Annotated in this window: 19 protein-coding genes, 1 rRNA gene and 1 riboswitch; of the genes, 16 read left to right on the top strand and 4 right to left on the bottom strand. The window is 47.7% G+C overall.

What is annotated here, in order from left to right:
* A 5S ribosomal RNA gene (gene rrf / locus NLX82_RS27935) occupies positions 1-76 on the top strand; the annotation flags it as partial.
* A gap of 179 nt (positions 77-255) precedes the next feature.
* Here the strand turns inward: rrf and NLX82_RS18000 are convergent.
* On the bottom strand, positions 256-414 hold the full coding sequence (locus NLX82_RS18000) for a hypothetical protein (RefSeq protein ID WP_254348717.1): 159 nt from the start codon (positions 412-414) through the stop codon (positions 256-258).
* Positions 415-708: 294 nt separating this feature from the next.
* On the opposite strand from NLX82_RS18000, the gene NLX82_RS18005 reads away from it, so the two are divergent.
* From NLX82_RS18005 to NLX82_RS18025, 5 genes are all read left to right on the top strand, one after another.
* On the top strand, positions 709-2,040 hold the full coding sequence (locus tag NLX82_RS18005) for an extracellular solute-binding protein (RefSeq protein ID WP_023986661.1): 1,332 nt from the start codon (positions 709-711) through the stop codon (positions 2,038-2,040).
* Between the two features lie 228 nt (positions 2,041-2,268).
* Positions 2,269-3,159 carry a carbohydrate ABC transporter permease gene (locus NLX82_RS18010; protein ID WP_023986662.1) on the top strand — a complete coding sequence of 297 codons (891 nt, stop codon included), beginning with the start codon at positions 2,269-2,271 and terminating at the stop codon, positions 3,157-3,159.
* A 5-nt stretch (positions 3,160-3,164) separates the two neighbouring features.
* Positions 3,165-3,998, top strand: a complete 834-nt coding sequence (locus NLX82_RS18015) for a carbohydrate ABC transporter permease (protein WP_483312061.1) — start codon at positions 3,165-3,167, stop codon at positions 3,996-3,998.
* A 30-nt stretch (positions 3,999-4,028) separates the two neighbouring features.
* Complete coding sequence (locus NLX82_RS18020) at positions 4,029-5,825, top strand: sensor histidine kinase (protein ID WP_254348719.1); 1,797 nt, start codon at positions 4,029-4,031, stop codon at positions 5,823-5,825.
* Positions 5,806-6,990 (top strand): response regulator, encoded by a 1,185-nt coding sequence (locus NLX82_RS18025; protein WP_023986665.1) that lies wholly within the window; start codon positions 5,806-5,808, stop codon positions 6,988-6,990. The genes NLX82_RS18020 and NLX82_RS18025 overlap by 20 nt, the downstream gene beginning before the upstream one ends.
* Before the next feature lie 72 nt (positions 6,991-7,062).
* On the opposite strand, the gene NLX82_RS18030 is transcribed toward NLX82_RS18025, so the two are convergent.
* Positions 7,063-7,968: a LysR family transcriptional regulator gene (locus tag NLX82_RS18030; RefSeq protein ID WP_028541241.1), complete on the bottom strand. Its 906-nt coding sequence runs from the start codon at positions 7,966-7,968 to the stop codon at positions 7,063-7,065.
* Between the two features lie 160 nt (positions 7,969-8,128).
* On the opposite strand from NLX82_RS18030, the gene NLX82_RS18035 reads away from it, so the two are divergent.
* The 6 genes from NLX82_RS18035 to NLX82_RS18060 all read left to right on the top strand — a co-directional run bounded on the left by NLX82_RS18035 (position 8,129) and on the right by NLX82_RS18060 (position 14,842).
* Positions 8,129-8,719 (top strand): flavin prenyltransferase UbiX, encoded by a 591-nt coding sequence (locus tag NLX82_RS18035; RefSeq protein WP_023986667.1) that lies wholly within the window; start codon positions 8,129-8,131, stop codon positions 8,717-8,719.
* Between the two features lie 28 nt (positions 8,720-8,747).
* Positions 8,748-10,166 carry a non-oxidative hydroxyarylic acid decarboxylases subunit C gene (locus NLX82_RS18040; RefSeq protein WP_254348720.1) on the top strand — a complete coding sequence of 473 codons (1,419 nt, stop codon included), beginning with the start codon at positions 8,748-8,750 and terminating at the stop codon, positions 10,164-10,166.
* A 41-nt stretch (positions 10,167-10,207) separates the two neighbouring features.
* On the top strand, positions 10,208-10,432 hold the full coding sequence (locus NLX82_RS18045; RefSeq protein WP_053324466.1) for a non-oxidative hydroxyarylic acid decarboxylases subunit D: 225 nt from the start codon (positions 10,208-10,210) through the stop codon (positions 10,430-10,432).
* A gap of 71 nt (positions 10,433-10,503) precedes the next feature.
* Positions 10,504-10,965, top strand: coding sequence for a pyridoxamine 5'-phosphate oxidase family protein (locus tag NLX82_RS18050; protein ID WP_254348721.1), 462 nt, complete (start codon positions 10,504-10,506; stop codon positions 10,963-10,965).
* 164 nt (positions 10,966-11,129) lie between these two features.
* Positions 11,130-12,290: a serine hydrolase domain-containing protein gene (locus tag NLX82_RS18055; RefSeq protein WP_254348722.1), complete on the top strand. Its 1,161-nt coding sequence runs from the start codon at positions 11,130-11,132 to the stop codon at positions 12,288-12,290.
* 215 nt (positions 12,291-12,505) lie between these two features.
* Positions 12,506-14,842 carry an Ig-like domain-containing protein gene (locus tag NLX82_RS18060; protein ID WP_254348723.1) on the top strand — a complete coding sequence of 779 codons (2,337 nt, stop codon included), beginning with the start codon at positions 12,506-12,508 and terminating at the stop codon, positions 14,840-14,842.
* Between the two features lie 70 nt (positions 14,843-14,912).
* On the opposite strand, the gene sdaAA is transcribed toward NLX82_RS18060, so the two are convergent.
* On the bottom strand, positions 14,913-15,812 hold the full coding sequence (gene sdaAA, locus NLX82_RS18065) for an L-serine ammonia-lyase, iron-sulfur-dependent, subunit alpha (protein WP_013308429.1): 900 nt from the start codon (positions 15,810-15,812) through the stop codon (positions 14,913-14,915).
* On the bottom strand, positions 15,802-16,491 hold the full coding sequence (gene sdaAB / locus NLX82_RS18070) for an L-serine ammonia-lyase, iron-sulfur-dependent subunit beta (protein WP_013308430.1): 690 nt from the start codon (positions 16,489-16,491) through the stop codon (positions 15,802-15,804). The genes sdaAA and sdaAB overlap by 11 nt, the downstream gene beginning before the upstream one ends.
* A gap of 211 nt (positions 16,492-16,702) precedes the next feature.
* A riboswitch (glycine riboswitch) is annotated at positions 16,703-16,818 on the bottom strand.
* Between the two features lie 214 nt (positions 16,819-17,032).
* Here sdaAB and NLX82_RS18075 point away from each other — a divergent pair.
* From NLX82_RS18075 to opp4B, 4 genes are all read left to right on the top strand, one after another.
* Positions 17,033-18,622 carry a DUF6359 domain-containing protein gene (locus NLX82_RS18075; RefSeq protein ID WP_028541235.1) on the top strand — a complete coding sequence of 530 codons (1,590 nt, stop codon included), beginning with the start codon at positions 17,033-17,035 and terminating at the stop codon, positions 18,620-18,622.
* A 325-nt stretch (positions 18,623-18,947) separates the two neighbouring features.
* On the top strand, positions 18,948-19,979 hold the full coding sequence (locus tag NLX82_RS18080) for an ABC transporter ATP-binding protein (protein WP_028541234.1): 1,032 nt from the start codon (positions 18,948-18,950) through the stop codon (positions 19,977-19,979).
* Entirely contained in the window at positions 19,957-20,883 is a 927-nt protein-coding gene (locus NLX82_RS18085) for an ABC transporter ATP-binding protein (RefSeq protein WP_028541233.1), read from the top strand. The genes NLX82_RS18080 and NLX82_RS18085 overlap by 23 nt, the downstream gene beginning before the upstream one ends.
* Positions 20,884-20,896: 13 nt before the next feature.
* On the top strand, positions 20,897-21,865 hold the full coding sequence (gene opp4B, locus NLX82_RS18090; RefSeq protein ID WP_068941018.1) for an oligopeptide ABC transporter permease: 969 nt from the start codon (positions 20,897-20,899) through the stop codon (positions 21,863-21,865).
* The last annotated feature ends 13 nt before the right edge of the window (positions 21,866-21,878 follow it).

The raw sequence follows: 21,878 nt of genomic DNA on the forward strand, positions 1-21,878 counted from the left end.
GAACACGACCGTTAAGCCCTCCAGCGCCGATGGTACTTGGACCGCAGGGTCCTGGGAGAGTAGGACGTCGCCAAGCAAGATAAAAGAGCACAGCCTTAACGGGCTGTGCTCTTTTTCCTATAACCGATTCATTTATCATTCACATGAAAGACCATTATCGTGGATTCGGTCAAAAGTTTTATGGTATTCTGGTTGTCCTTTGTATAGTGGTGCCTAGTCAGCTTTTTTAACTGAGGACAGTATTAACTGGGGAAGTTAATCTATTTTAACCTGTTCTGTCTGAAGGACACTCAAGGTTTGAAGTTTACGGGTAATTTCTTTTTGCCACTTTGTATCTCCGACTTGTACGGCAAGATTGAGAAGATCCAAATAATCATCAATATGCAGGGAGGTTTTATTAAAAATTTCTTTCACTGCGGTCCTGCCTCCTTTAAAGTCTATGTGTATTTATCATTTAATAATGATAATCATTATCAAACTATGATCTTATTCATATTATGCCTGTGTTCTAGATAAATTGCAAGTTATGATATGAATGAATTTTGAAGCACGCAAATGAGGGCTTGAAAAAACAAACCCTTCTCCTTAAGTTCACGCATTGTTCACGTCTTTTCTATGGAACATAATGAAAAGAACAAGCGGGCATTGAGTGTCCACCAATAAGGAGGGCAAATTGCGCAATGCTTCAACAAGAGGAGGAAAAAGACCATGAGCAGAACAAAAATGAAAGCGTTTGCCATTGTGATGGCGAGCGCCTTGGCATTGACGCTGGCAGCTTGTAATAACGGACAAAGCGCAAGTCCGGGAAATTCAGGAGAACCGAGCAGAGGCACCGCAACGAAAGATGTTACGATTACCTTTCAGAACATTAATCCTGATCCGAGCACCCCTTCGTACAAAATGATTAAGCAAATTGTAGGTCAATACGAGCAGGATCATCCTCATGTCAAAATTGAATTGGATTCGCTAAATACAGATCAACAAAAGCTTAAGCTGAAAACACAGGCAGCGGCGAAGGAAGTACCTGATATCACGATTGTAAACCCGGCTGCACAGATGAAGCCATTCGTAGATGCTGGGCTGCTGGCTCCATTAAATGATGTGGCTGATAAAGAGGGGTTAAAAGATACGTTTCAGAATGGACTTCTTAATTACTATAGTTTCGACGATAAGCTCTATGCTTTTCCGGACGGTAACAATATAGAAGTGGTGTTTTACAATAAAGAACTGTTCAAGCAGGCGGGAATCCAGAAGTTGCCGACCACCTTTGACGAGCTGATTACGACGGTCAAGACGTTGAAGGCGAAGGGAATTACTCCGATTGCCATTGGGGAAAAGGATTCATGGACGGGTTCCCTCCTTTTTATGAATATTTTGTTGCGTACAAATGAAGGGCCAAATTTTCTCAATGATGTACTGGACGGTAAAAAGACGTTTAACGACCCGGCTTTTGTGGAAGCGGTGGATGCATTTCAGGAATTGGTGCAGGCAGGGGCTTTCCCGGATGGAGCTACATCTATTGACTACAATGCAGGTGGTAATATTTTTAAAACAGGAAAAGCCGCGATGTATATCATGGGTACATGGGAAACGGGGTCTATTGATGCTTCTTCGGTAGCGGGTAAGGTAGGAGCGTTTCAATTCCCTACGGTGAATGGCAAGGGTGATGTGAATGAGTATGTAATTGCGCCGGGCAGCGCATTTGCGGTATCTGCGAACAGTGAACATTTACAGGAGACGAAGGATTTTCTGCACTATTTTATTACGGAGATGCCCAAAATTCAGTTTGATCTGAAAAATGCGATTGGCAGTGGTCAGAAAATGAAAGGTGATCTGAAGGAAGCGGGCTACTCCGAGTTAGCGATTAGTCTTAATGAGCTGTTCAAGAATGTAAAAGGGGGCGATCTCGCTTTTGATAATACGATGAATCCGGCTATTGCGCAGGCGCATCTGAGTAGCATTCAAAACCTGTTTGTGCAAAAAGAGGACTCTGCACAAGTTGCCAAGGAACATCAGAACACTTTTGAAGCGAATAAATAAGTGAGGATTTTGCAAAAATCCAATAAGCGACTCCCAATGAACAATATATAGATCGAAATGGCCTAGTTCGTCTAGATATTGCACTTTGGAGCGACTGGAATCGAATTTTGCAAAATCCTGAAGTAGCTGACACTAGGGAGGGGGCAGAGTGCTCCTTCCCTGATTGGAAATCATGTAGGTTGTGCATCCTCAGAAGATGTTCAGAATCAACACAAAGGAGATTAGAGCATGAATGTACTGAAGGTGCCAGCACGTACCATTGCCGTTTTCGTGCTACCCTGCCTGTTGTTGTATACCTGTATGGTATTTGTTCCGATTCTGGTGTCGGTGTATTGCGGATTGCTGGATTGGAACGGAATCGCCGAGGCAAAGTTCGTGGGGCTGGCTAATTTTGAACGGATTTTTACAGCAGATTCAGTGTTCTGGCCGTCCGTGAAACGGACTATGATGTTCGCTGTGTTTTCCATGCTGGAAATTCCGTTCTGTCTGTTGCTGGCGATCTTGCTTAATCGTTATGTGCGTAAGGCCAATACGCTGGTTACGATGTATTTTCTGCCGGTTATTCTATCGGTGGTCATTATCGGGCAGCTGTGGAAGACGATCTATAATCCAGCTTCGATGGGTGGAATGCTGAACGGTATTTTGCTGGCGATTGGGCTGGAAAGCTGGACGCGCTCATGGCTGACGGAACCGCAGATAGCGATGTACGCCCTCTATTTTGTATCGTTGTGGCAGTATTTTGGCTATCATTTACTTATCCAGTTTACCGGTGTACAAAATATACCGAATGAGCTGTACGAAGCAGCCAAAATTGATGGAGCTGAAGGATTCAAAGCAGACCGCTATATTACGCTGCCGCTCATTGTACCTATTTTCAAGATATCAATTGTATTAGCATTTATCGGCTCCCTGCAATCGTTTGATTTGATCTGGGTGATGACGGGTGGAGGACCAGCTCATGCAACGGATACAGTATCTACGTATATGTACAATATGTCCTTTTTATCGATGAAATACGGATATGGCAGCGCATTAGCTTCAATTCTCGTAGTGATTTGCTTGTCATTTACAATTGTGATAAATTTTGTTTTCAAACGAATCGAAAATAAGGTAAGCTAAAGGAGATGGAACTGTTGAATGCCTTAAAAAAAACGGGAGTCTTTTCCTTATTGGCAATCTTAATTGTCACGCAGCTGTATCCACTCTTTTGGCTGCTGACCTATTCGTTGAAGACGAATGAAGAGATATTGAGCTCAAGCTTCTTTGCACTCCCTAAAGTGCCCCAGTGGCACAACTATCAGGAAGCCTATGAATCAGGGAGCTACTTGCGTTATTTAGGAAACAGTGTACTGGTGACTGGGGTTACGATGATTTTCGTCATTTTGTTAAGCTCAATGGCTGCTTATGCGATTACACGTTTTCGTTGGCGCTTCGGGGCTGTTGTGCTGACTTTGTTTCTGATCGGGATGATGATCCCGATGCAAGCTACGCTGCTGCCGCTGATGGTGATGTTTAAAAACGTCCATATTCTGAATACGTATTTCTCACTGATTTTACCCTACATTGCTTTTCAGACACCGATTGCGGTCTTCATCCTATCCGGCTTTATGCGGTCCATTCCCCACGAAATTGAAGAATCCGCTTACATTGACGGAGCAAGCATTTATCGTATTTTCCGCAGTGTAATCTTACCCATCTCGATTCCGCCTATCATGACGGTATGTATTTTAACTTTCATTAACATCTGGAATGAATACATTATGGCTGCCACCTTTATCTCGTCCGAGAAGCTCAAAACTCTCCCTTTCGGCGTATATACGTTCGTCAGCCAGTATTCTGTGAACTACGGTAATATTGGTGCTTTTCTAGTCATGGGTGCCTTACCGGTCATTATTATTTATTTTGTTCTGTCCGAAAATATCACCAAGGGCATGGTTGCGGGAGCGGTTAAAGGATAGGCGGCCGATGCGAAAGGAGCGCACGGAGGTATGCTGCGCCGTTTTCAATCCATTCAATACCGCTTGTTTGTTCTGTTCCTGTTGAGCATGTCCGGCATTGTGCTGGCGGTCAGTCTATTATTTTACAACCGTACTACGGTGCAGTTCCATGATAAGGTCAGCGAGCTGGCGCGTAAAAATGTATCCCAGACGGCAGGCCTGTTCGAATTGCTACTCGGCAGCTATAACAGTCTCTCCAAATCGATCAGCAACAATATGGATTTGGTTCGTCTGTTGACGACGGATAGTAGTGATTTACCTGCTGTCAATTACATCAACGAACGTACGATTACGAATATTCTGGGCGCTATCTATTATTCGCGTGAGGATCTGATTGGCATCCATGTCATCACAGACACAGGCAAGGTATATAACTATGGCAATTATATGAATGTCATTGATACTCATTACGAACATACGGAATGGTATAAGGAAATTCGAAAGTCGGCGGGCAAAATTGCATGGCTGGGCGTGTATCCTCACTCTGTCATTGATCAGGTGGAAACCAGACCCGTGTTTGCGTTTGGACGGCAGCTCTATGATCTGGATGAACACAAGCCGATTGGTATTGTCCTGTTTGAGGCTGAGCCGCGTTCTGTTTTGTCCGCTCTCCACAATTTGCGGTTAGGCACCAATAGTCAGGTATATTTGTTGGGTCATGAAAATCGAATTGTGTCGGCCACTTCCTCTGATCCGCCACCGGATTTGCAAAATCTAGAGCAGCAGGTACCGGAGGAGGATGTTATTGTAAATCGAAGTAATAAAAGAGTTGTAATCGCTTCCAAGTTGCCGTTTGCCGACTGGTCTGTGATTAGTGTGACACCTAGTGAGGATCTGAACGTGGAGTTGGTGCAAAATCAAAGGTACTTATTTATCGTGGCACCTATACTTATTATTGTGTCAGCGTTAATTGCATCTATCGTCTCCAGAGGCATTTCCCTTCCACTCAAGCGAGTCATTCGGGAAATGAAGCGGGTAGAGACAGGAAATTTCCGTCATACGGTAAACACCAAATCCTATGAAGAAATCAACCAACTAGCTACCTCTTTTAACCATATGGTAAGACGGATTGCAGAGCTAATCGAGCTGGTGCGTATATCATCGGTCAGTGAAAAAAATGCGGAGCTGCACGCGCTACAGACGCAGGTCAATCCACATTTTCTGTATAATACGCTGGATATGATCTATTGGATGCTGGATGAAAAGGGACAAGATCAGCTCGGAGAGGTGGTTCTCTCCTTATCCCATATGTTCCGTTACAGCAGCCATTGGGAAGAGGGGGCCGATGTAAGCCTTCGTGAAGAAGTGGAGCAGGTTGGCCACTATCTTACCATTATCCAAGCCCGGCTGGAGGGCAGGGTATCCGTAGACATCAATATTGAAGAACGATGGATGGATATCCGCTTGCCGAAAATGACCTTACAGCCATTGATTGAAAATGCGGTGAAGCACGGACTGGAGCCTCTTCATGCGGATACAGGTGGCAAGCTGCTCGTCAGAGCGGAGGAATATGGCGGTGTATTGAGCCTGCACATCATCGACAACGGTGCAGGGATGGAGTACGAACGATGGGAGGTGGTCCAGGTCGCTTTGGCAGAACCCGGCAAACAGGCGGGCAGCGGGCAGGCGGGAGGCATCGGCCTGCAAAACCTAAATTTACGGCTACGGCACATGTTCGGAGAAGAGTACGGCCTACGGATCTCTAGCGTACCTGGGGCCGGAACAACAGCCACTGTAAGTGTGCCTCTGCCACAGAAGGAGGAGAAACATGAATATTCTGATAGCTGACGATGAAAATATGATTCGGCAGGGGATTCGGCGTACCATTGGCCAAGCTCTACCAACCTGCGGCATTCATCTCGCTGCTTCCACCGAGGAGGCAGCAGGCATTCTGGCGGAGCATCCTGTAGATATTGTATTAACTGATATCCTGATGCCCGGTATGGATGGTCTGGAATTCATGCGTATTTCTAAGCGAAAGCATCCTCATCTGCAGTGGGTTGTCATTTCGGCCCATTCCGACTTCCATTATGCACAAAGAGCAGTAAAGCTGGGTGCCAAAGACTACCTGTTAAAGCCGATTGGTAAAAAAAAGCTGCTGGAGTGCATTGAAATACTGGCAGCCGAAGCGCTTGTGGCCTCGCAGCAGGCGAACGAGGGTAGGCTTCTCAAATCCAATATGGTTTATTTGCGTGAAGCCGTTTTCCAACGCTATGCCCTTGGACTGGATACGGGCAAGCTGGATATACAGCCTTTTGTCGAAAATTATCCGGAATTCCATCTCTTCATGGTTCGTATGGAACCTGATCACAAGCAGACACATCTGGAGCATTTTATGATTGAAAATGTACTGTCCGAGCTCATTGAGGCAGGAGGCAGCGGCTTTGTCGTCAGTCTAGACCGCCATAGTCTGCTGGGCATTGCAAGGGTAAGAGATGAGGCAGAGGCCGCACGGCTAGAGACGTTGCTCGAATCCCATTTGAAGCGTTATGTGAAGGTGCCCCTACAAATTACACGTTCGGGTGTTCATCACAATTTTGCCTCCATACCTGAAGAGGTGGCGCGACTAAGACGTACGCCAGAGGAGATTGCAGCCGCAGCAGCGGATACAGGAGAATGTCTCCGCAAAGGAATGCATACGGTAGATGTGGCATTGCAATACATTCGGGCTCACTTTACAGAGGAGCTGTCGCTGGAGAAGGTGGCTTCAATCGTATTTTTGAATCCGGTGTATTTCAGCCAGTTATTCAAGCAAAAGACGGGACAAGGCTACAAGGATTACGTCATTTGCTTGCGTATGGAGGAGGCGAAGCGGCTGCTCAGTGATCCTCATCTGCGGCTGGCTGATATTTCAGAGCGGATCGGTTATCAGGATATGAGGCATTTTACACAGGTATTCCGGCGCAAATGTGGAATGACTCCAACCGAGTATCGACATCAGGGAGTCAAATAAGGCGGTATCAACGACCGAATGAAGGAAGTTCTTCAAGCATCAGACTGTTTCAGGAGTAGAGCGGTAGAGCATCTACTCGGGAGCAGTCTTTTTCGTGTCTCCAGCTTGTAGCAGTTCAACAAATTTGCGAGCTGCATTGGATAAATAACGATCCTTGCGCCATACGACGGCAGGCCGTGTGAAGGGGAATGGCTCCTTAATGGAGAGTGTGCGAAATCTGTCCCCGTATTCTTGTCCCAAGCCAGCGTCTGGAATGATAGTAATTCCCATGCCTGTGGAAACGAGTGAGAGAATGGTCGATATTTCAGGACAGTCCAGTACGACGCGCGGAATAAGATGGTGTTCCTGAAATTTGCGGATGACGGTTTCGTATAGTCCGTGTCCTTCTGTTCGGCGTCCCAACAAGAGGTCATAGCTGGCAGCTTCCTGTAATGTAATTTCCCCACTGGGATGGCGATCTGCCCATTCACACGGAAGAACCGCAACAAAAGAAACGCCCTCCAGTTCAATCGTATGGTACGATTTGTCATCTACCGGAAGCAGCAGCAGGGCCAGATCCACTTTATTTTGGTGCAGCAGTTCTTCCAGATGATGTGTGTCTCCGTGTCCTATTTTAACGTATACCTCTGGAAAATCCTGATGAAAGCGGCTGAGTTGTTCAGTAATCAGAGACATACAGGCGGATGACGTGCCTATAGCAAGTGTGCCGGTTACTTTGTTTTCAAACTCCCCAATTTCTCTACAGGTGTCCTCCATTTCAGCCAATAATCGCTTGGCGCGTGTATACAGTGTATATCCGGCCTCGGTTACCTCCCACTTCTTTCCTTCACGGTAAATCAGCTTTACGCCAAGCTCGTCCTCCATATTTTTGAGTTGTTGACTCAGCGGAGGCTGGGCCATGTTGAGCGTTTTGGCGGCCTTGGTGATTTGCCCTTCCTCCACGATGACGCAAAAGTAATGCAGATGCTTCATGTCCATTGGGATTCCTCCTTATTTCTAAACAACGCTTCAATTTGAATACTTGTAAAGTATGTATTCCATATATTATATATATTTTTCGTGTGCAAGGAACGGGCGTATAATTTTTGACAGTAATGCATGGGTGAACATAAAACGATGGGATGGAAGGAGGGGACATATGAAGAAAATCATTGTAGGAATATCGGGAGCGACAGGATCGATCTTCGGTATCCGTATATTGCAACAATTACGAGAGGCTGGAGTCCAAAGCCATCTGGTGCTATCCCCGTGGGCTATTGCGAACATTCCCTATGAGACAGGCTACACGGTGAAGGAAGTGGAGGCAATGGCGGATGCAGTCTACTCGTATAAGGATCAGGCTGCGCGTATTTCCAGCGGCTCCTTTCGAGTAGACGGCATGGTCGTCGCTCCTTGCAGCATGAAGACCCTTGCCTCTATTCGTATAGGTATGGCGGACAACCTGCTTACCCGATCAGCGGATGTGATGCTGAAGGAGCGAAAGAAGCTGCTGCTCATGACCAGGGAAACACCATTAAGCAGTATCCATCTGGAAAATATGCTGGAGCTGTCACGTATGGGCGTGATGATCCTGCCGCCGATGCCTGCCTTTTATAATCATCCTGCAAGTATCGAGGAATTAGTGGATCATATTGTTTTTCGTGCATTGGATCAGTTCGGTATTGTCACAACCGCAGCCAAACGCTGGGATGGAATGAAGCAGAATGACTCCAGGCTGCACCAGAATTGAGAAATCGAAAGACGAAGGAGAATGAACAATGGCTTATAAAGACTTTCGCGATTTTCTACACACCTTGGAAAAGGAGGGACAATTACTCACGATCAGCGATGAGGTAAAGCCGGAGCCGGACCTCGCAGCAGCTAACAGAGCATTAAACAATCTTGGAGATAAGACGCCTGCTCTCTTTTTCAACAACATCTATGGATATATGGATGCTCGTATTGCAATGAATGTGATGGGCTCCTGGCCCAATCATGCCCTCATGATGGGAATGCCAAAAAACACGCCGCTCAAGGAGCAGTTTTTTGAATTTGCCAGACGCTATGAACAATTTCCGGTGCCCGTGAAGCGGGAAGAAACCGCTCCTTTTCATGAAGTCGAGATTACAGAGGATATTAATTTGTTTGATATTTTGCCGTTGTTTCGTTTGAATCAGGGGGACGGAGGGTTTTATCTGGATAAAGCAATTCTAGTTTCACGCGATCTGGATGACCCGGACACCTACGGTAAGCAAAATGTCGGTTTGTACCGGATGCAGGTAAAAGGCAAGAACCGTTTGGGCATCCAGCCTGTACCACAGCATGATATTGCGATCCATATCCGTCAGGCTGAGGAGCGCGGCGAAAATCTGAAGGTCGCTATTGCCCTCGGATGTGAGCCTGTGATTACAACGGCTGCTTCTACGCCGCTGCTGTACGATCAATCCGAATATGAGATGGCGGGCGCCATTCAGGGTGAGCCTTACCGTGTGGTCAAAGCGAAGGATGCAGATTTGGATCTGCCTTGGGGAGCTGAGGTCATTTTGGAAGGCGAAGTGTTAGCAGGTGAACGTGAGTATGAAGGTCCATTCGGTGAATTCACAGGTCACTATTCCGGCGGTCGCGCGATGCCAGTCATTCAGATTAATCGTGTATATCACCGCAAACAGCCTATCTTTGAGCATCTGTACATCGGGATGCCTTGGACCGAAACGGATTATATGATCGGTGTGAATACAAGTGTACCGTTGTTTCAGCAGCTTAAGGATGCTTTTCCTAATGAAACCGTAGCCGTTAATGCCATGTATACGCATGGGCTGGTCGCTATTATTTCCACGAAAACCCGGTATGGCGGCTTTGCAAAGGCTGTGGGAATGCGTGCGTTAACGACTCCGCATGGATTAGGGTATTGCAAGCTGGTCATTGTGGTGGATGAGGATGTCGATCCGTTCAATCTGCCGCAGGTCATGTGGGCTTTATCCACCAAGCTTCATCCAAAGCATGATGCTGTCATTGTTCCTGGCTTGTCTATTTTACCGCTTGACCCCGGCTCTGATCCGGCAGGTATGACGCACAAAATGATATTGGATGCGACGACACCTGTAGCACCGGATATTAGAGGACATTACTCGCAGTCGCTCGATTCCCCGTTGGGTGTAGCAGAATGGGAGAAAAAGTTGAGCCAAATGCTTCGTTGAATATTTTTAAAAACAAAAAAAGATTAAAGGAGTGCTGACAGATGCATATTTGTCCCCGTTGTGAATCTAATCGTTCGGAGGTTGTTACCCGCTCGCCAGTTAAAGGCGCCTGGGAGGTTTTGTTGTGCCCTGTATGCCTGTTCACATGGCGGACCTCAGAACCGGATAGCATTACTGATCCAGCAAAGTATAAATCGGCGTTCAAGGTAAACCCCAAAGATATTCCGAATGCTGCTCATGTTCCTCCTATTCCAGAGCGGATATAGGGTCGTTCGTAAGTAGCCGTAAATTATGGTACTTTGAAGTTATAGGCCAAATGTAAAGGGGATTATACTTCATGCAGACACCAAGGATCGGTAAGGAACTGTTCACGCTACTGGACGGTAAGGTATTGGAGGACAAGCAGCATGAAGCAATGATGCTGCTGACGGTCACGGAAGATCAGTGGCCGCACATAGCGATGATTAGTGTGGGCGAAGTTGTAGCGCTGGACGAGGGGAATTTGCGTCTGGCACTATGGCCAGGCACGACCACGACGGGCAACATGATTCGTACCGGGAAGGCGACGCTTGCGGTGTTTACCGGGGGGAAGGCGCATTATGTGCGGTTGTCGCTGGAACATCTGCCTGCTTTGCCCGAAGCCAAGCATGTACGTGAGCGATTTGCGGCTCATGTTTTTGCAGCCAGAGAAGATTCGGCCCAATATGCGGATATCTTGACAGGTGTCACGGTCCGTCTCAAGGAACCGGAATCGGTGATCCATCGCTGGAAGGAAACGGTGGCCGAGCTGTTAATGTAAAGCCATCTGATTATGACAAATAATCTATGTATTTACCAAGTTTACCGTTAAAATAAATGCGGGGAATAAGCGCTTACAAGGGATCGCGCTGAGCTTGTTGGAACAGGAAATTAGAGCGCGAGGGGAAGCCTGTTTCTTTTGAAGGAAAAATAGGAGGGATGAATATGTCTCGTTTTGACAAAGTAGATCAGCTATTGAAACATTTCGTAGCAAATGGGCCAGCAGGTTGCGGTTGTGCCATTGCCCAGAATGGTCAAGTGTTGTATGAAGGGTATCATGGATATGCTGATCTGGAAGCCCGAAAACCAATCACTGAGGATACAGTGTATCGCTTATTTTCCATGACAAAGGTTGTTGTCTGTGCGGCTGCACTTATGCTGTACGAACGCGGGCAATTTTTGTTGAATGAGCCTTTGTATGAATATTTTCCCGAATATCGTAATGCGCATGTATTCAAAACCGCTCCTAACGGATACACCTATGTGGATAAGGCGGAGAAACCCATTTTAATTAAGCATATATTCAATATGAGTGTGGGTCTTCCCTATGCTTCCGAGTCTTCAGAGACAGGACGGGCCATGCAAAAGGTCCTTAGAACGTTAAAGGAAAAGCAGGGGAAATATGATCTGCGCACAGAAATTAAAGCGCTTTCTGAGATTCCACTTTCATTTGAGCCGGGAACACGCTGGTTATACGGATATGGACATGACCTGGTTGCAGGTCTTATTGAAGTGATTTCAGGTAAATCATTAGGGCAATTCCTAAAGGATGAAATATTTGACCCGCTTGGAATGAACAATACAGGTTACCGATATCGTGGAGATATTGAATCGCGAATGGCCTCCTTTTACCAACGGACAGACGCCGGAGAGCTAGAGAAAATAGAGGGTTTCTTGGATGAATATCATCAGCCCGATGCTCTATATGAAAGTGGGGGCGCAGGTCTGTATTCGACAGTTAAGGAGTACCTTACATTTTCACAAATGCTGTCGAATGGAGGTATGGTAGATGGTGTGAGGCTATTAGGGAGAAAAACTATTGATTTAATGCGCACCAATCATCTGAATACAGATCAATTATTGGATTTTACTAATTCTTATCATACAGGTTATGGTTACGGACTGGGCGTGCGCACGTTAATTGATAAAGCGGCTGGGCATGCAAATAGTTCTATTGGAGAATTTGGCTGGACGGGAGTAGCAGGCACTTGGGTTTCTATAGATCCAAGCGAACAATTCTCCGTCGTTTATATGCACCAACTGGCTCCTAATATGGAAGAATACCATCATTTGAGAGTTCGCGCAGCAGCTTATAGCTGTTTGTAAATGCGAGGTTGTGGGTCTGTTGGGTAAACTCTTCACTATGGCTCTGAAGCTACACAAATTGTAATGTCTAATCTTTATCAGAAATGATCTAGTTAATAAGGACCAAATTTCCTTCGAAGCCTAAACTATTCTTTTCCATATGACGACATAAAACGTAGGTGTAAGGATTTTGCGAAATCCTTAATTTAAGTTTTGGAATGGGAGGGAATTAGATTTTGAAGAATAGATGGTCCGGTTTTCTGGCGTTGGTCATCCTGATTTCAAGTTTTACATCATATGCAGGGTTTGCATCTGCTGCGGATGCGGTGCTTTCCAAGATTGTCCTTTCCTCTAACGAGGTAACTTTGCAGCAGGGAGATACGGCTGCGTTGACGGCTACTGCTGTTTTTAGCGATGGGACAACCTCGAATGTAACCGTAAGCACGGATTGGAAAAGTGATAATACAACTATTGCTACCGTGTATAACGGTACAGTTTCGGCCAAGGCTGAAGGGGAAGCCACCGTGGTTGCGACCTATAAAGAGAAGGTGCAATCGGTTCAGGTACATGTAACGAAAAAGGTTAAGGCGCTGACATCCAGTGTACAAAGCCTGAACTTGCGTTCAAGCGGTACAGGACAGGTTGATTTGACAGCGACATACAGTGATAATACAACAGCTCAGGTTTCGGGTGATGCTACTTGGACCTCCGATAATCAAAAGGTAGCCACAGTAGTTAACGGATTGGTTACCGCTCAGGGAGCAGGTACAGCCAATATTAAGGCCGTATATGGTCAACAGACCGTAACCATTGCTGTGCAGGTGGAGCAGGTTAAACGTCTCGATGTCAGTTCATCAGAGGTTTCTCTTTTGCTGAAGGATACTGAGAAGGTTAAACTTACGGCGACGTTCCCGGATGGATCGGTACAGGACGTAACAGAGTCCGCTGAATGGAGCTCCAGCAATGCAGCTGTGGCGGATGTACTGAAAGGCACCATTACCGGCTACAGCGCGGGAAAGGCGACAATTACAGGTAAATATGGCACGATGTCCGCTACGATTTCGGTAGATGTCGATCAAACGAATAAGCTGAAAGCCAGCGAATCCAATATTTTTCTCCGTCTGGATGAATCTAAAAAAATACAAGTTTCTGCCGTTTATCCGGATGGGACGGTAACGGATATCACAGATAAAGCTACTTGGACATCAAGCGATGAAAAAATTGCGACTGTGAATAAGGGAACGATTATGGCCATTGGAGCGGGTTCGGCTACGGTGACCGCTAAGTATGGAGATAAGACTGTTTCGATCAAGACAGATGTCGAAACCTCCAGATATTTGGATTTGAGTGAGGACAAGCTGAGCCTGAATGCCAAGGAATCCAAAAAGCTCAAGCTGACCGCAACGTATGTAACAGGTACGGAAGAAGATATCACAAGTAAGGCAGAGTGGAAGTCCAGCAATGAAGATATCGCTTTTGTCAGTGCGGGAGAAGTCACGGGTTATAAAACAGGTGAGGCTACGATCACCGCTTCTTATGGTGGCAAAACAGTTACAGCTACGGTATCCGTAAATGTACCCGGTGATCTGTCTCTGTCCTCCAAAACGGCAACGATTGATATTGATGAGAACTATACTGCAACTTTGACGGCTACTTATGCGGATGGGCGTAAGGAAGATGTAACACAGGATGCAGAATGGGCTTCAAGCGCGGAAGATATTGCTTCTGTGTCCAAAGGAACGATTACGGGTAAATCCGCTGGTAAAGCGGTTATTACAGCGACCTATAATGGCAAAAAACTGACGATTAACGTACAAGTAGGCCTTGTAGATCGTCTGGAAACAGACTCGCGTGTAATTGCGCTTGGTGCTCAGGAAACGAAGCAGCTAAAAGTAACAGGAGTTAAGAGTGGCGGTACAAAAACAGATGTAACCAAGGACGCCACCTGGACAACTAGCAATGTAAAAGTGGTTGAAGTTAGCGAAGGTTTGATCAAAGCGAATGGTAGCGGTAAGGCAACGGTGACTGCTTCATATGGCAAGCAAAACATTACGTTTACGGTAGAAGTGGACGTAGCGCAAAAGATTGAAGCGGATGCAATCGCGCTATCGCTCAAATCTGGAGATCAAAAAACCATCGCGATTGTGGTTAAATCGAGTGATGGTAAAGAAAAGGACGTTACGACCCAAGCTGAATGGAAAACGTCTAATTATAAGGTAGCCACTGTTAAAAAGGGTCAGGTTACCGCGGTCAGCTACGGTAAAGCTAACATTCAGGCGAAGTTTGGCGGGAAGATAATCAGTGTACCCGTGGATGTTGATACGCTTAAATATCTGCAAACAGACGAAGTTGCTTTGAATTTGAAGGCAGGACAGCTGGCTAAGGTTACGGCTACAGCCACGTATAAGGATGAGTCGGAGAAGGATGTTTCCAAACCGGCTGTCTGGTCCTCGTCCAGAATTGTTGTTGCGACCGTCAAAGACGGTAACATTAAGGCACAGGGCAAGGGCAAAGCAGTAATTACTGTGAAATATGCAGGTAAAATGACGAAGATACAGGTAACCGTTCAGTAAAAAAGAGAGCAAGCATACGTCCAAGGACGACATGCTTGCTCTTTTTTTTAAGGAGGCTACCGCTTATAAATTATGACTTATCCTTCTTGGTCGGTGTGTTGCGTGTAAGTGATTCGGTCAAACGCTTGCCAGTCGGCGTCTGGGCCAAGCCGCCTTTGGCGGTCTCGCGGTGCTTCGACGGCATCGCACTGCCGACTTCAAGCATCACGTCAATGACTTCGTCAGACGGAATAGCGCTGCGCACACCCGCCAGAGCCATATCCGCTGCGGCAAGCGCAGTCACGGCTCCCAGCCCGTTGCGCACGATGCACGGAATCTCCACGAGTCCGGCGACGGGATCGCAAATCAGACCGAGCGTGTTCTTAAGAGCGAGACCTACGGCGTGAACAGCCTGTTCAGGCGTACCACCGCGCAGCTCGACCATAGCGCCAGCGGCCATCCCGATAGCTGAGCCAATCTCAGCCTGACAGCCTCCTTCCGCGCCAGAAATGAATGAGTTGTTGGCGATCACGTAGCCAATGGCTCCAGCGGCGAACAGGCCGTTCACCATATGCTCATCATCCCAGCCGAACCGCTCCTGCGCACTGATGAACACACCAGGGATAACCCCACATGAGCCTGCGGTAGGCGTGGCCACAATGCGACCCATGGATGCATTAACCTCCGACACGGAGAGGGCATAAGCCATGGCAAGCGCGGAGGCATCACCGGAGCAGGTTTCCCCTGACCGCAGATACTCGGCTAGGCGCTTGCCGTCACCGCCCGTCAATCCACTGCGGGATACGGTGTCTTGTGTCTGACCGCGATGAACGGCTTCCTTCATGACTTCATAATAATCAGACATTTGGCGAAAGATTTCTTCCTCCGTTGTATTCGTCTCTTGTACCTGCTCTTGAATCATCAAACGGCCAATTGTGGTGGATTCTTCAGCGCATAAAGCGCTGATTTCATGCAGATGGCTAAACCGCATCGGATTCAGCTCCTTTTTTCAAATTAATCATCTTAATTTCATACATATGAGGTAAAGAACGCAGTTCCGCAATCAGTTCAGCTGGAGCAGAACTGTCCGTTTCAATGGCGGTGAGTGCTTCACCATCCCGGCCTTTGCGATCTACGTGCATATAGGCAATGTTAATGTGGGCCGCGCCCAGCGCTGAAGTTATCGCGCCCAATGTACCAGGCTTATCCGAGTGGAGAAGCACCAGCGTAGGCAGCTCCCCGGTCAGATTGACCCGGAATTCGTTAAGCTGCTGGACATGGATGCTGCCGCCGCCGATGGAGGAGCCCAACAGTGTGCGCTGATCCTCGCCCTTCCACAGCTCGAAACGGACAGTGTTCGGATGAGGCGCGGGGAGTCCGCTGACGGCGAATTCCACGGCCATCCCGGCTTGCTCTGCCCATTGCTCGGCATCCGGAATCCGGTGATCGTCCGTATCGTAATTAAGCAGCCCTGCGATGAGCGCCAGGTCTGTACCGTGTCCTTTATACGTGTCGGCAAAGGAGCCGTATAGCGTCATGCGGGCACGGTCAGGCTGCGTCCCGAGCCAGTGCCGGGCAACGCGTGCGAGCCGCACCGCGCCTGCGGTGTGTGAACTGGAAGGTCCGGTCATGGCCGGACCGATAATAGAAAATACATCTTTGAAACGCATGGTGTGGCCCCCTGTATGTTCTAATACCATACTATATGGTATTTCCGCGTCTTTGCGCGGTTATGACGGTTCCTAATGCTGACGCACAATGTGAGCACAAAAAAGGACAGGATAAGGAAGTTTCCCTTATCTCTGTCCTCGTTACCTGAGAGTTTCGTGCGGTGTTCTTACCGCCTTACCCCTTGGGTGGCTTGCGCTCTCTCCAGAGTTGCGTCAGATGACGATACATGGACCTGAGAGATTATCCGCCAGCCGGGTGCTGGCGTCTTGCTCCTTCGGTGCCGCCAGAGCGTAGGCTCCCTGGACAGACTCTCCCGTCATCTTCATTCGCGTATACCGTTCTACATGTCTTTCTTAGCGTAATGTATGCCGTGCTCGGTGTCAATCACAGGTTTAATTTTTACATAAACAGGTGCGTTCCCAATAAAAAAGATTAAAATTTACATAATTATGGATGAAATCAGGAAGGAATTAGAAGATTGGCGGCTAATCTGATAAAGGACAAGTATATTTATGGAAATCATAGGAGGGATATTGACGTATGGTAAAAGGCTTGCGATTCACAGGTTCACGCTTAAAAGGGATGTTGCATCTAGCAGCGATCGTATCACTGCTGATTGGGATCTTCGTTCCATTCGGTCAGGTCAAGGCGGAGGGAGCATTGACAGTAGCCGAAGCACTTCAGCGCCAAAGCAGTGGAGGTACGGTGACGGTGGAAGGTTACATCGTCGGACATGCTACCGGATCGAAAACGGCTAACTTTTCTTCCCCGTTCGCGAATGATTTTAACGTACTGATTGCTGACCAGGCTAATGAACGTAATACGTCTAATCTGTTGGATGTACAGCTGACTTCAGCGTACAGAGGGCAATATGGGCTATCAGGCCATCCTGAGCTGATCGGCAGCAAAATTCGTGTGACGGGTACACTCGGCGCCTACAATAATTTTGGTGGAGTGAAAAGCCCAAGCGCTGTTGAACTGGTGAGCGGAAGCGAGCCGGGGGAACCAGGCGAACCTGGCAACCCGGGTCAACCCGGTACTACACTGCCGGATGGAAAAGGCAAAAAGGTGCTGTTCGATAATACGCACGCACAGACCGCTGGTGCAGCAGATTGGGTCATTGAAGGCGCCTTCTCCGACTTTGCCAATGGACTGCGTAATGTAGGCTTTACGGTAGACCAATTGAATCGTCCCATTCCTTTTACTTATGGAGAGCAGGCCATAACATATGACAAGCTGCGCCAATATGATGTGTTCATTATTGGTGAAGCGAATGTTGCCTTTAAGGCATCCGAGCAGGCTGCCCTGCTGCAATACGTGAATAGCGGGGGGAGCGTCTTCTTCATCTCCGATCATTATAATGCGGACCGTAACAAAAACCGTTGGGATTCCTCCGAGGTTATGAATGGTTACCGTCGTGGAGCCTATACTAATCCGGCCAAGGGCATGACTGCAGAAGAAGCTGCATCACCGGCGATGCAAGGATTAACAAGCTCCGATTGGCTGGCGGCCAACTTTGGCGTTCGTTTCCGTTACAATGCGCTGGGTGATGTGAATGCTACCGAAATTGTAGCCGCAGATCAATCTTTCGGCATTACCAAGGGTGTGCGCTCGATTGCAATGCATGCAGGATCTACGCTGGCTATTATTGATCCTACCAAGGCTAAAGGCATTGCTTATATCCCTTCAGGCACGAAAAAATGGGGTAATGCGGTAGACCAGGGAGTTTATAACGGCGGGGGCCGTGCGGAAGGACCTTATGCCGCTATCTCCAAGGTAGGTCAAGGCAAGGCAGCGTTCATCGGTGATTCTTCCCCTGTAGAAGATGCTACACCGAAATATGTGCGTGAGGAAAACGGACAGTCGAAGAAGACATATGATGGTTTTAAAGAAGTGGATGATTCCACCTTCCTGGTGCAGACGGTTCAATGGCTTGCATGGAAGCAGGACTACACGAAATTGTCTGATGTGGCAGGTTTGACTCTGGATCAGCCAACGAAGCTTCTGCCATTTGAGGAGCCTGCGGCTTCCACAGAACCGCAGCCTGAGCCTTGGTCTGCTCCAGCAGCAGGCTACAAATGGTACGATCCTAGAACGTTCAAGTCTGGCTCCTATGGAGCGGCTTCGTAATTATCGCCAGAAGCTCAATGTGAGCTGGTATTAGTTAGTCGTTTGATCCCTGCAGAGGGATCAGGCGACTTTTTTTGTGATGAAAATTAACCTGTGGTTGGTTATTTCATTACATTTTGTGCCAGAAAGACCGCGCTACTGCTGGATCATTGATTTTTTAAATGATGTTGATAGCATAATCTTAATTGATATATCCATATACTGGTGATAGGATGTATTCAAATTATTCCGACAAAAACGGTATGTAATGTTCATGAGAGGTTTTAAACATCAAACATGGTGAGAATAAGCGGGACAAGACCATGGAGAATGGAGGAAGCGCGCATTGAATACCGGACCCGTGTTGGAAATTAAAGGATTATCCGTATCTTTTCGCATCAATGATCAATATCACCCCGCAGTCGACCATCTGGATCTGACGGTCAACCCCAATGAAGTGCTGGCTGTAGTCGGAGAATCCGGCTGTGGCAAAAGCGCGCTGGCGCTTTCGATCGCACAACTGCATGACATGGAACGCACGCGTGTAGAGGGAGAGGTCCTTTTTAAAGGCACGGACCTGAACCGTCTTTCTTCAGGGCAAATGAATAAAATCCGCGGAGCGGGCATTGGCATGATCTTTCAGGACCCGCTGACAGCACTCAACCCGTTAATGAGCATTGGTAAGCAGATTGAGGAAAATCTTGATTATCATACGTCACTATCTACGAAGCAAAAAAGGGAACGTGTGCTGGAGCTGCTGGAAAGCGTAGATATACCGAATCCTGTGCGTGTGTATGAGCAGTATCCGCATGAACTGTCAGGAGGGATGCGTCAGCGTGTGATGATCGCGATTGCCATAGCTTGCCGACCTTCTCTTATTATCGCAGATGAACCAACTACTGCGCTCGATGTAACGATCCAATCGCAAATTCTCGACTTGCTCAAACAGCTTCAACAGGAGAGTGGGAGCGGAATTATCTTGATTACGCATGATCTTGGTGTTGTGGCAGAAGTAGCCGACCGTGTGGTGGTCATGTATGCCGGAGAAATCGTGGAGAGCGCTGATGTTTTTGAATTATTCAGGCATCCACAGCATCCGTACACGCGTTCTTTGCTTGCTTCCATGCCGGGATCGCATACCAAGGGGGAATCACTGCATGTCATCGGCGGCATTGTTCCCTCATTACAAGATATCCCCCGCAATAGCTGTCGCTTTGCCCCGCGTATTCCCTGGATTCAGCAGGGAGTGCATGAAGACCATCCCCAACTAAATGAAATTTCCCCTGGACATTGGGTCCGTTGTACATGTTACCAGCATTTTCATTTTGAAGACGAGGCAAAGGGGGAAGCTGCTCATGGCACTACTGGAGTTAAATGATTTGAGGGTCCACTATCCGGTGCGCGGTGGTTTCTTCCAGCGTGTTATCGATCAGGTGAAAGCAGTGGATGGCGTGTCGATCAGCATTGAGGCAGGCCAGACATACGGGCTGGTGGGAGAATCCGGCTGTGGAAAAACGACGACAGGCAGGACGATCATCGGTCTAAATAAGCTGACGAGCGGACGGATTCTTTTTAAGGGAAAGGACCTTGCGGCTCTGAGCCGTAACAACCGTCATCCGCTGCGTAGAGACATTCAGATGATTTTTCAGGACCCCTACTCTTCGCTCAACCCGCGCAAGCGCGTATTGGATGTCATTGCTGAACCGCTGCGAAATTTTGAAAGGCTGAGCAGTGAGGAGGAACGGAGGAAAGTACAGACGTTGCTGGAAAAGGTCGGCTTGAACGCCGATGCAGCCTACAAATATCCGCATGAATTTTCCGGGGGGCAACGGCAACGGATCGGGATCGCGCGTGCGCTGACATTAAACCCCAAGCTGATCATTGCTGATGAGCCGGTGTCGGCGTTGGACGTTTCCGTGCAGGCACAGGTGCTTAATTTTATGAAGGATGTGCAACGGGAATTTAATTTGACGTATTTGTTCATCAGTCATGACTTGGGTATTATCCGCCATATGTGCGACCAAATCGGCATTATGTACCGGGGCCGTCTAGTGGAGCAGGGGAGCGAGCAAGACATTTATGAGCGTCCACAGCATCTGTATACCCAGCGCCTCATTGCAACCATTCCCAATATTGATCCTACAAAACGGCTGGAAAATGCCCAAAAAAGGCGAATGCTTTTATCCTCCTACAAAACAGAGCTGCCCAAACATCTAGACGTGAGTGGAAAGCCGTTTGCACTAAAATCAGTAAGTCCATCTCATCAAGTCGCGCTACCATAAGGGGGGTACAGAAATGTGGAAATTTACACTGCGTCGGCTGCTGGTTATGATCCCTCAACTTTTTGCACTGAGCGTGCTTATATTTTTCCTGGCTAAGGCTATGCCGGGGGATGCACTGACAGGACTTATTACTTCGACACCCAATCTGAATCCGGCCGCACTGGAAGAACAGCGACAAAGACTGGGACTGAATGATCCGGTGTGGGTGCAGTATGGGAACTGGCTCGTCCAGCTTGCTCACGGGGATCTGGGCAAATCTTATGTACATAAAATTAGCGTTACCGATCTGATTGGCAGCCGTCTGGGGAACACGTTCTTTCTGGGCGTAGTAATTCTGGTTCTGACGTATCTGATCGCCATTCCGCTCGGCGTACTCAGCGGTCGTTATCAGCATAGTCTGCTGGACAAAACCGTAGTGGGCTATACCTATCTCAGCTTTGCGACACCTCTATTTATACTCGCGTTGTTGCTGCTGTACGTATTCGGATTCAGGCTCGGCTGGTTTCCAACCAGCGGCAGTGTGGATGTAGGCGTGGAGCCGGGGACATGGTCATATTACGTGAACAAGTCGTATCATCTCATTTTACCGGCGGTTACAGGCGCATTGCTCAGTACAACGGCTACGATTCAGTATTTGCGCAATGAGGTCATTGACACACGACTGAAGGATTTTGTGAAAACAGCGCGTTCCAAAGGGGTGCCCGAAGGTAAAATTTATTCCCGCCATATTTTCAAAAACTCTCTATTGCCGATTGCTGCCTTTTTGGGCTATGACCTGACGGGAGTAATTGCAGGTAACATTTTCCTTGAATCTATTTTTGGATACCCGGGGTTGGGCCAACTATTTCTCCAGTCCATCACTCAACGGGATTTTTCAGTCGTGAACGCACTGGTCATGGTCTCCGGCTTCTTGGCGCTATTAGGAACCCTTTTATCTGATGTCATCCTGAGCAAAGTCGATCCCCGCATTCGAATTGAATAGCGAACAAGTCTAG

It is taken from the genome of Paenibacillus sp. A3M_27_13, assembly GCF_024213315.1.
GTDB classification, from domain to species: Bacteria; Bacillota; Bacilli; order Paenibacillales; family Paenibacillaceae; genus Paenibacillus; species Paenibacillus polymyxa_B.

Coding starts and splice junctions, on each gene's coding strand:
- NLX82_RS18005 (WP_023986661.1), top strand. CDS start 709: ATGAGCAGAACAAAAATGAAAGCGTTTGCCATTGTGATGGCGAGCGCC.
- NLX82_RS18010 (WP_023986662.1), top strand. CDS start 2,269: ATGAATGTACTGAAGGTGCCAGCACGTACCATTGCCGTTTTCGTGCTA.
- NLX82_RS18015 (WP_483312061.1), top strand. CDS start 3,165: ATGGAACTGTTGAATGCCTTAAAAAAAACGGGAGTCTTTTCCTTATTG.
- NLX82_RS18020 (WP_254348719.1), top strand. CDS start 4,029: ATGCTGCGCCGTTTTCAATCCATTCAATACCGCTTGTTTGTTCTGTTC.
- NLX82_RS18025 (WP_023986665.1), top strand. CDS start 5,806: ATGAATATTCTGATAGCTGACGATGAAAATATGATTCGGCAGGGGATT.
- NLX82_RS18030 (WP_028541241.1), bottom strand. CDS start 7,968: ATGGACATGAAGCATCTGCATTACTTTTGCGTCATCGTGGAGGAAGGG.
- NLX82_RS18035 (WP_023986667.1), top strand. CDS start 8,129: ATGAAGAAAATCATTGTAGGAATATCGGGAGCGACAGGATCGATCTTC.
- NLX82_RS18040 (WP_254348720.1), top strand. CDS start 8,748: ATGGCTTATAAAGACTTTCGCGATTTTCTACACACCTTGGAAAAGGAG.
- NLX82_RS18045 (WP_053324466.1), top strand. CDS start 10,208: ATGCATATTTGTCCCCGTTGTGAATCTAATCGTTCGGAGGTTGTTACC.
- NLX82_RS18050 (WP_254348721.1), top strand. CDS start 10,504: ATGCAGACACCAAGGATCGGTAAGGAACTGTTCACGCTACTGGACGGT.
- NLX82_RS18055 (WP_254348722.1), top strand. CDS start 11,130: ATGTCTCGTTTTGACAAAGTAGATCAGCTATTGAAACATTTCGTAGCA.
- sdaAA (WP_013308429.1), bottom strand. CDS start 15,812: ATGCGGTTTAGCCATCTGCATGAAATCAGCGCTTTATGCGCTGAAGAA.
- sdaAB (WP_013308430.1), bottom strand. CDS start 16,491: ATGCGTTTCAAAGATGTATTTTCTATTATCGGTCCGGCCATGACCGGA.
- NLX82_RS18075 (WP_028541235.1), top strand. CDS start 17,033: ATGGTAAAAGGCTTGCGATTCACAGGTTCACGCTTAAAAGGGATGTTG.
- NLX82_RS18085 (WP_028541233.1), top strand. CDS start 19,957: ATGGCACTACTGGAGTTAAATGATTTGAGGGTCCACTATCCGGTGCGC.
- opp4B (WP_068941018.1), top strand. CDS start 20,897: ATGTGGAAATTTACACTGCGTCGGCTGCTGGTTATGATCCCTCAACTT.